Origin of the sequence: Acaricomes phytoseiuli DSM 14247 (assembly GCF_000376245.1) — a bacterium.
Lineage (GTDB): Bacteria > Actinomycetota > Actinomycetes > Actinomycetales > Micrococcaceae > Renibacterium > Renibacterium phytoseiuli.
This window is the reverse complement of the sequence record NZ_AQXM01000019.1, coordinates 1-6,472: the sequence shown is the minus strand read 5'-3', so window position 1 is coordinate 6,472 and position 6,472 is coordinate 1. Positions and strand designations below refer to the sequence as shown.

Sequence of the window (6,472 nt, the reverse complement as noted above, 5' to 3'; positions counted from 1 at the left end):
CGATCGTTTCCTGGATCGAAACGAAGTACAACCGAAGACGCCGGCAACGCGGCCTCGGCAAACTCACTCCCGTAGAGTTTGAGACGATCTACACGGACGCGAAAGCGGCCTGATCACCCCAAACCCCAACTGTCAACCAAACCCGGGACAGACCCCACCAGTGATGTGCCGCTCATCGCGGTGACTGAACTCAAGAGTTAACTCGACATGGTGGCCCGGTTCTCCTGTAGATGTCCTGAGCCGCCAAGTTAGACCAGGTCAGGAGAGCGGGGGTCTTAGCGCGGCACATTGGTAGTCTTAGAGAAAATGTTGATGTGGTGCGATACGTAGATTTTGAATTGTGGTGAGCCTAGAGGCTCAGGGATGGGGCAGGTTTTGCCGGGTGCCTTGATTGTGGCCAGGGACGTCAGTGTGAGCAGTGCTGGTCAGGTGATGCTTGCTCCGACAAGTTTTGAGCTTGCTCGAGGCCAAGCTCTTGCAGTTACTGGTGAAAACGGTTCGGGGAAAACTACCTTGTTGCGCGCATTGGTCGGTGCGATCCCGATCAGCGACGGTAGTTTGTTGATCGCCGGGGCGCCCGTTGACGAACGTCGACGCAGTTTTCGTTCGGCAGTTGCTGCCTTGGTGGGGTTGCCTCCATTTGCTCGAAATTTGACTCTCGACGAACATATGGCTCTGGTCGGAGCTTCTTGGGGAATCGATGTCCGTGATGCGAAAAACAAAAGTGCGGCGACACTTTCGAGGTTTGGGATTGCAGAGCTTAGACATCGTTTTCCGCACGAACTTTCTTCTGGCCAAACGCAATTATTCGCGCTGGCCCTGACCTGGATGCGGCCCTTCGACCTCCTTGTGTTAGATGAGCCCGAACAGCGTCTGGATGTTGATCGACTCTCGATGTTGGGCGGCATTCTTGACGAGACAATTTCTACTGGTGTGACTTTGGTGTTGGCTAGCCATAGTCGAAGTTTGGTTGATCAAGTTGCCAGCCATCGGCTGATCGTGGGTGATGCCGCGGATGCTGACCCAGTTTGAGCAGATTCGCTTGGCCAGATCGATTTATCGACACCGCGGGGATGGCCAAACTTTCGGACAACTAGCTTATGCCGTCTATGTCGGAATTCTGCTAGTCTTGTTGGTAGCCGCGCCGATAATAAGGGCACTTGCGGACGCAGCGTCAACGTCCGAGGCTCTGGGGATTTTCATGGGCGCTTCGGCCCCGCAGTTCGTCAGCCTTGTCGGGGCGCTAAGTCTGTTGCTGCTCTTTTTTGTGGGGATGGTCCGAGGGCCTGCTCTTCGAGAGCCGTTCCAGACGTATGTTCTGGCTGGCAGCAATATTGCTCGCAGCGTGAGTATGTTTACGCCTTTTTTGTTTTCGGCTCTTATTTTGACCGGTCTGTTCGACGGTGTAGCGGTCTTCTTTGCGTCAGTGTTTGTCTTGTCCGGGAGTACCACGCTAGCGGCGGTAGTTCCATTTGTGCTTGCTGCCATCTGTTGGGGCGTTATTGGCAGCTGGTTCTGGCTCTTGGGGCAAACGTCAATCGGTTTCTGGCGCCTGCTACTCCCGATGCTCCTTGCAGCCGGAAGCATCCTGTCGTGGGTGTTCACCGGTGCCAACAATTATCTCCCATGGGGATGGCTCGGACAGGTTTGGCCGGTCGCAGGCGGATCTGAAATGTGGGGCTTGATACTGCTGACGCTGTTGTCAGGGATGCTTGCGTTCTCGACACCGTTCTTGCTCGGCCGCCTCAAATTCGAGGGGCTCTTGGAACAGAGTGAGCGCTGGCAGGCCGCAGGAATTTCAACCTCTGCCGGTGAGTTCTCTACGGCGTTGGCTGTGTTCCGGGCGAAGCCACGTTTCGGCAGACGTTTGCCTGCGGTGCTACCTGTTCCAACTCCCTGGAGATTCTTAGTACGCGATGGCCTAGGCGCGTTGCGTACTCCAGTACGTTTCCTGGTCGGTACAGCTGCCTTGGCCGCGGGCGTCGGTCTTATTTTTTTCGCGGCTAGTTCGTCCGGCCCGGTTGCTTGGTTGCCGGCCGGAGCTGGCTCTGTTCTTGCTTACTTTGGGCTGGGAGTCTTTTGCGATGGATTCCGCCATGCAGCCGAAGCAACAGCAGCTCCAACGATTTACGGGTATCCACCGTTGCGTCTATATCTGTTCCACAGCATCTTCCCCATAACCTGGTCGCTGGCAACTTTGGCCGTCGTCGGGATAGCTATGTCGGTCAGCGGTGTTACGACGATATCGTTGGGTGCCTGGATAGCAGGGGTGATGATCTTGGCGATTCTTTCAGGGGTGAGGGTCTACGACAGTGCTAGAGGGCCGCTTCCGCCGGTACTACTTACCCCGATTCCAACACCGTTCGGAGATCTTTCTTCTCTTGTTGTTTTGGCTTGGCAAGCTGATGCGATTTTAATCAGTGCTTCTTTAGGGGCATCGATCATTGGGGTCATGAGCACCGGGATGCTGCTTCCCAGTATCTTTCTGGCGCTCCTGTCGTTAGCCGCACTCGGCTGGTTAACTCAACGACGACTAGTACGGTTATGAGTGCCTCTAAGCCGAGGCTCGTTTCGAAATCAGATCAGCAAGTGCTTGCATCAGTAAAGGCATGAAGAAGCCTGTTTGGCCGGACCAATCTTTACGACCAACGCTGTAGGCGGAAACATTCCCGGTAAAAGCGATGTTTTTCCGAAGCTCGAGTTTGTTCAGGTTCTCGCTCAGAAGCGGATTCACTCCTGGGAAGGAAGCGGCTATCGCGATCGGTTTGTCGCTCAGTTGGAGAGCCATCAAAGACGGGGAGTCAGAGCGGCCAGAGGCGAGTCTCATTGCGTAGTCCAAGGTCGAGGGGAAAACACCGAAACCGGCTGTCAGATCATCGAATCCCATATGTGAGCCGCCGGGTAGTCGCGGCTCGTCCCAACTATCCCTCCAGACTTCGCCGTTTGCTAGGTGTTTCAATGCGTTGAAGGTGACGAATCGTTCCGCAGTTGACGTGATGATGACGTTAACTAGAACCGCCGGGTACGCGTTCCGAAACCAATTCAGCCAATACGGTACCAGTGCGGCGTTGATTGAACCAGTGACAATCAGGGTTAGTCGGTCCAAACCAATTTGGGGAGGATTCTGCATCAACTCTGCCAACTGCTCAGCAGTATATTCTTCAGACATGGAAGTTAGCTTTGGCTATCGACTCTGGCCTTGAGACGAGTATCGGCTTCATGCCAGCTTCTCCTTCGTTGGGCATTGCAGCAAGGATCATGAATTGAAAACTCCCAACCTCGTTCTGCTCTAGACAGAGGCTCTGGACCAGGTCGATCATAAGTCGGTAACCTTCGCTTTCCAGGACCCAGTCGAAAGCTGAACCGAAACCCGCCAAGATGCGAAGCTGATAAGCAACATCAAACAACGCTTTGGCTGCCCGGCCCCCGGGGTTCCATACTGCAGAGTAGAATCTCCACTTCTTCCGGAAAGAGATCTCGCGCCACTGTCCCCAATTGCCTTCAGTTCCAGTCCGATACATAACGTGAAGATTCTCGACACCCGGATTTGGGGCGAAAAATCGCCATTGCGGAATCTTCTTGAAGGCGGGCAGACGCATCCCGATTGACACCTGAGAGGTCGGCAAATTATCAAAGGCAGTAACGACCAAGTGGCTGACAAGTACAACCCCGACCGCGCCGGTGAGCACTTGTTCAAGCCTTGGCATCTACGACCTCCTGCACGATGGATGCGAGGACCTGAGCGCACTGGATTTTGCCAATAATGGATCGGTGACTACTGTTAGGAACTGAAGTAAATCTAGCACCGATTTGTTCAGCTAGCTCTCGTTCCTGAGCGACGTTGTCCTCAGCGGCAACGACAAGCTGTTTGATGCCATAGGAAGCGACATCACGCTGATGCGCAGTCGATTCCGTGAGATATTCACGAAGTGCAGCAAATTGGGTTCTGGGACGGGACCCGGTGATGAGAAAGGCTCGCTGAATGTCAGGTCGGTATTCGACGTCTCTTTCCAACTTGCTTGGTGCCCACCTGTTGACCCCGAGGACGTGAGCTAGCCCCTCTTGCATTGCGGTCTGTTTGAACATTCCGATTCTCCCCGGAGTTTCGCGATCCTCCTCCAGTAGCGCGCCGTTTGTTCCGTCGACAATAACTAATGCTTGAGTTCGAGAACGCAAAGTTTCCGACTCGGAGAGCAAATTCGCTGACACCAGTGCCCCGATCGAATGCGAAACGAAAACGATCGGGCCTGCAGGGGCATGTTTGTTTAAAATCGCTTCCACCAACACGGCGGGACGCTGGAGACTTACCGTTCGACCGTATCCTCTGCGGTGATACTGCACCGTTCCGACCTTGCCCTTCAGCAGGTATCGGACCCAGTCCCAGCTTTCCAGCGGAGATCCTAGGCCATTTTCGAAAATTACTGTGGGGACGGTTAGCCCCTCCGCGGGAGGGGAAAAGATGTATTCGATTGGTCTTCCGTGATGGTCATTGACCAGTTGCGTTCCTTTGAGTCCAGATCGTCTAATCAACTCTTCGTGATGTCGCACGTATGTCATCCCTGAGCTCAAGGCAAGGCCAGCGGCAAAGGTAGCAAGTGCGGCCTTTTCTAGCTTCATTTCTTTGTCTGTTTCGACTCGATGGCATAAATGACGGCTGCGTGAGCCGAGCTGAATGCCCAAAAGAATCGCGGCAGCCCCATAGTCATCGCGATTCCAAGGTGGAAGGCCTTGATGGCTAGGAGAATTCGGCGTGCTTGAACCGGTGTTGCTAGGTAGATCAACGGAAATGTCGTTTCCCAGGCGATAGTTGACCAGGAGAGGGTCTTGCTGAGCCGAGGGTGGTTCCGTAAGAATCCTGCTAACTTGCTTCTGCCGTAGAGATCGGTTCTGAGGACCTTCTCCACGGCTACGCCGGATCGCCAAGAGCTCGAGATCAGTTTTGCTAGACCCGAAGCGGCATACGAAATGCATACTTGAGCGTTGACAGCCCTCAGGAACAGGTCATCGGAGTGTGTTTTGTTTGGAACGAAGGCCGTGATGATTCGGTACCCTGAGATTACTTCCGACATCTGGTCTGCGCCATCGCTGCCATAAGGGTTTCTCAGCTCGCTGAGCTTATTCGACAGGAACATCATGGTCGCTCCGAGCGTTTGCCGAGGACGGTTGGCGAAGCCAGAGAGAACCAAAACTCCACCAGAGATACTCAACACTTGGAGGGCTGCCGCTCCCTGCCAAGTATCGAGTGAAGTACGAATTCTCTTCGGCAGGATTTTGTTCGGCTTGCTTGCTGATCGTCCTTGGAGAATTCCGTCTGATCTATATTGATTCGATGCAGATAGGGCTTCCAGCCCACTGAGGATCTTGCTGACGGCGGCAGGTGCCATGACCCAATAAGCAGCCGATTTGAGGTGGTCGTTTTCGGTCGTCAAAAGCAAAAGAGCGCCTCTTTGTCGTGGTGTCAACGAAATCCGAACTCCAGGAAGCTTCCTACGGGCGGGTCAGCAAACGAGGCAGATAGTGCTTCCGACCACCAACGTCTGCGTGACGATTGCACTCGGTGTTGTCATCGCCGGTTCATTGTGGGCGTTGACGAACCCCTGGTCGATGTGGCTGAACATTGCGTTGACGGAATCTTCTACGGACGGTGTCTGTACTAGTGTTGAAGACATTTTTCTCCTCGATAGGTTGAGTTCACTTCCAGATATCAGTTGATTCGGAGAGTCGTAACCGACCTCCTAGGAGCGCCTTAACTAGCCCCACCCCTTATTAGCCAACATATTAGAATAAACGCCAGGCTACAATAGGAGAACCTTGTGAGAAGTTGTCGATTCTGCGCAGCACCTTGGGCCTATTAGCGAACTCTAGAGGCAGGTGAGGGTACGCAGCGGTCGCCGCCCGGATCTACTTGATGCATCATATCCCTTACCGTTGGGCACTTCGGCGAGGCGGCTGCAATTTCCTCAGGTTCCGCGTAAATGATCGTGACGCCAGAGCCGATCAAAGGCGGCGATAGCGAGAGTTTTTGGGCGTCGCCGCGCATCCGAAGCTTCTTGGCATTGCTGATCGTCGCGCAGGCGGTCTTTAACGTTCAGCAATGGAGCTGGTTAAGAAGTGTAGGGTATCCCCATGGAGCTCCTCGGAGGGTACCTCATCGGTTGCTTTCCATGGTCAGGTGGGTCTGCCCCGGGTTTGGTTGACATCTGATCTGTGAGGATTCGTCCTCGCTGGAAGGATGTATCTCTTGCCCAAGCCCTATCCGAAAGAGTTCCGTGACGATGTCGTGGCTGTGGCCCGTAAAGCCCGGGCCCCGTTATCGCAGATTGCGAGAGACTTCGGGATTTCCGAAGCCTCGTTGTTCAACTGGCTGAAAAAAGCAAACATCGAAGACGGGCGCGTGCCGGGCCTGACCGAGGACGAGCGTAAGCAGCTCCGCGAGGCGAACAAGCGGATCCGACTCCTCGAGCAGGAAAAC

General features: G+C 54.3%; 8 protein-coding genes. 3 read left to right on the top strand and 5 right to left on the bottom strand.

Features of this window, described 5'->3' with window-relative positions; translation table 11 throughout:
• The first annotated feature begins 363 nt into the window (after nucleotides 1-363).
• Complete coding sequence (locus tag C501_RS0100355) at nucleotides 364-1,032, top strand: ABC transporter ATP-binding protein (protein ID WP_018133658.1); 669 nt, start codon at nucleotides 364-366, stop codon at nucleotides 1,030-1,032.
• A gap of 169 nt (nucleotides 1,033-1,201) precedes the next feature.
• The gene (locus tag C501_RS0100350; RefSeq protein ID WP_156807542.1) at nucleotides 1,202-2,548 is read left to right on the top strand and encodes a hypothetical protein; all 1,347 of its coding nucleotides are present in this window, start codon (nucleotides 1,202-1,204) and stop codon (nucleotides 2,546-2,548) included.
• A gap of 6 nt (nucleotides 2,549-2,554) precedes the next feature.
• On the opposite strand, the gene C501_RS0100345 is transcribed toward C501_RS0100350, so the two are convergent.
• From C501_RS0100345 to C501_RS14905, 5 genes are all read right to left on the bottom strand, one after another.
• Nucleotides 2,555-3,169, bottom strand: a complete 615-nt coding sequence (locus tag C501_RS0100345; RefSeq protein WP_018133656.1) for a hypothetical protein — start codon at nucleotides 3,167-3,169, stop codon at nucleotides 2,555-2,557.
• On the bottom strand, nucleotides 3,162-3,707 hold the full coding sequence (locus tag C501_RS13415; RefSeq protein ID WP_018133655.1) for a hypothetical protein: 546 nt from the start codon (nucleotides 3,705-3,707) through the stop codon (nucleotides 3,162-3,164). Before C501_RS13415 ends, C501_RS0100345 begins: the two co-directional genes overlap by 8 nt.
• Nucleotides 3,694-4,617 (bottom strand): alpha/beta hydrolase, encoded by a 924-nt coding sequence (locus C501_RS0100335; protein ID WP_018133654.1) that lies wholly within the window; start codon nucleotides 4,615-4,617, stop codon nucleotides 3,694-3,696. The genes C501_RS13415 and C501_RS0100335 overlap by 14 nt, the downstream gene beginning before the upstream one ends.
• Nucleotides 4,614-5,429 carry a hypothetical protein gene (locus C501_RS14670; protein ID WP_245532360.1) on the bottom strand — a complete coding sequence of 272 codons (816 nt, stop codon included), beginning with the start codon at nucleotides 5,427-5,429 and terminating at the stop codon, nucleotides 4,614-4,616. The genes C501_RS0100335 and C501_RS14670 overlap by 4 nt, the downstream gene beginning before the upstream one ends.
• A 69-nt stretch (nucleotides 5,430-5,498) precedes the next feature.
• The gene (locus tag C501_RS14905; RefSeq protein WP_156807541.1) at nucleotides 5,499-5,669 is read right to left on the bottom strand and encodes a cypemycin family RiPP; all 171 of its coding nucleotides are present in this window, start codon (nucleotides 5,667-5,669) and stop codon (nucleotides 5,499-5,501) included.
• A gap of 572 nt (nucleotides 5,670-6,241) precedes the next feature.
• On the opposite strand from C501_RS14905, the gene C501_RS14465 reads away from it, so the two are divergent.
• Nucleotides 6,242-6,472 (top strand): transposase (locus C501_RS14465; RefSeq protein WP_026174446.1); only part of this gene is annotated, 231 nt, incomplete at its 3' end.

Bases quoted from the DNA above. Each gene is read 5' to 3' on its own strand.
- C501_RS0100355 (WP_018133658.1), top strand. From the start codon at position 364: ATGGGGCAGGTTTTGCCGGGTGCCTTGATTGTGGCCAGGGACGTCAGT.
- C501_RS0100350 (WP_156807542.1), top strand. From the start codon at position 1,202: ATGGGCGCTTCGGCCCCGCAGTTCGTCAGCCTTGTCGGGGCGCTAAGT.
- C501_RS0100345 (WP_018133656.1), bottom strand. From the start codon at position 3,169: ATGTCTGAAGAATATACTGCTGAGCAGTTGGCAGAGTTGATGCAGAAT.
- C501_RS13415 (WP_018133655.1), bottom strand. From the start codon at position 3,707: ATGCCAAGGCTTGAACAAGTGCTCACCGGCGCGGTCGGGGTTGTACTT.
- C501_RS0100335 (WP_018133654.1), bottom strand. From the start codon at position 4,617: ATGAAGCTAGAAAAGGCCGCACTTGCTACCTTTGCCGCTGGCCTTGCC.
- C501_RS14905 (WP_156807541.1), bottom strand. From the start codon at position 5,669: ATGTCTTCAACACTAGTACAGACACCGTCCGTAGAAGATTCCGTCAAC.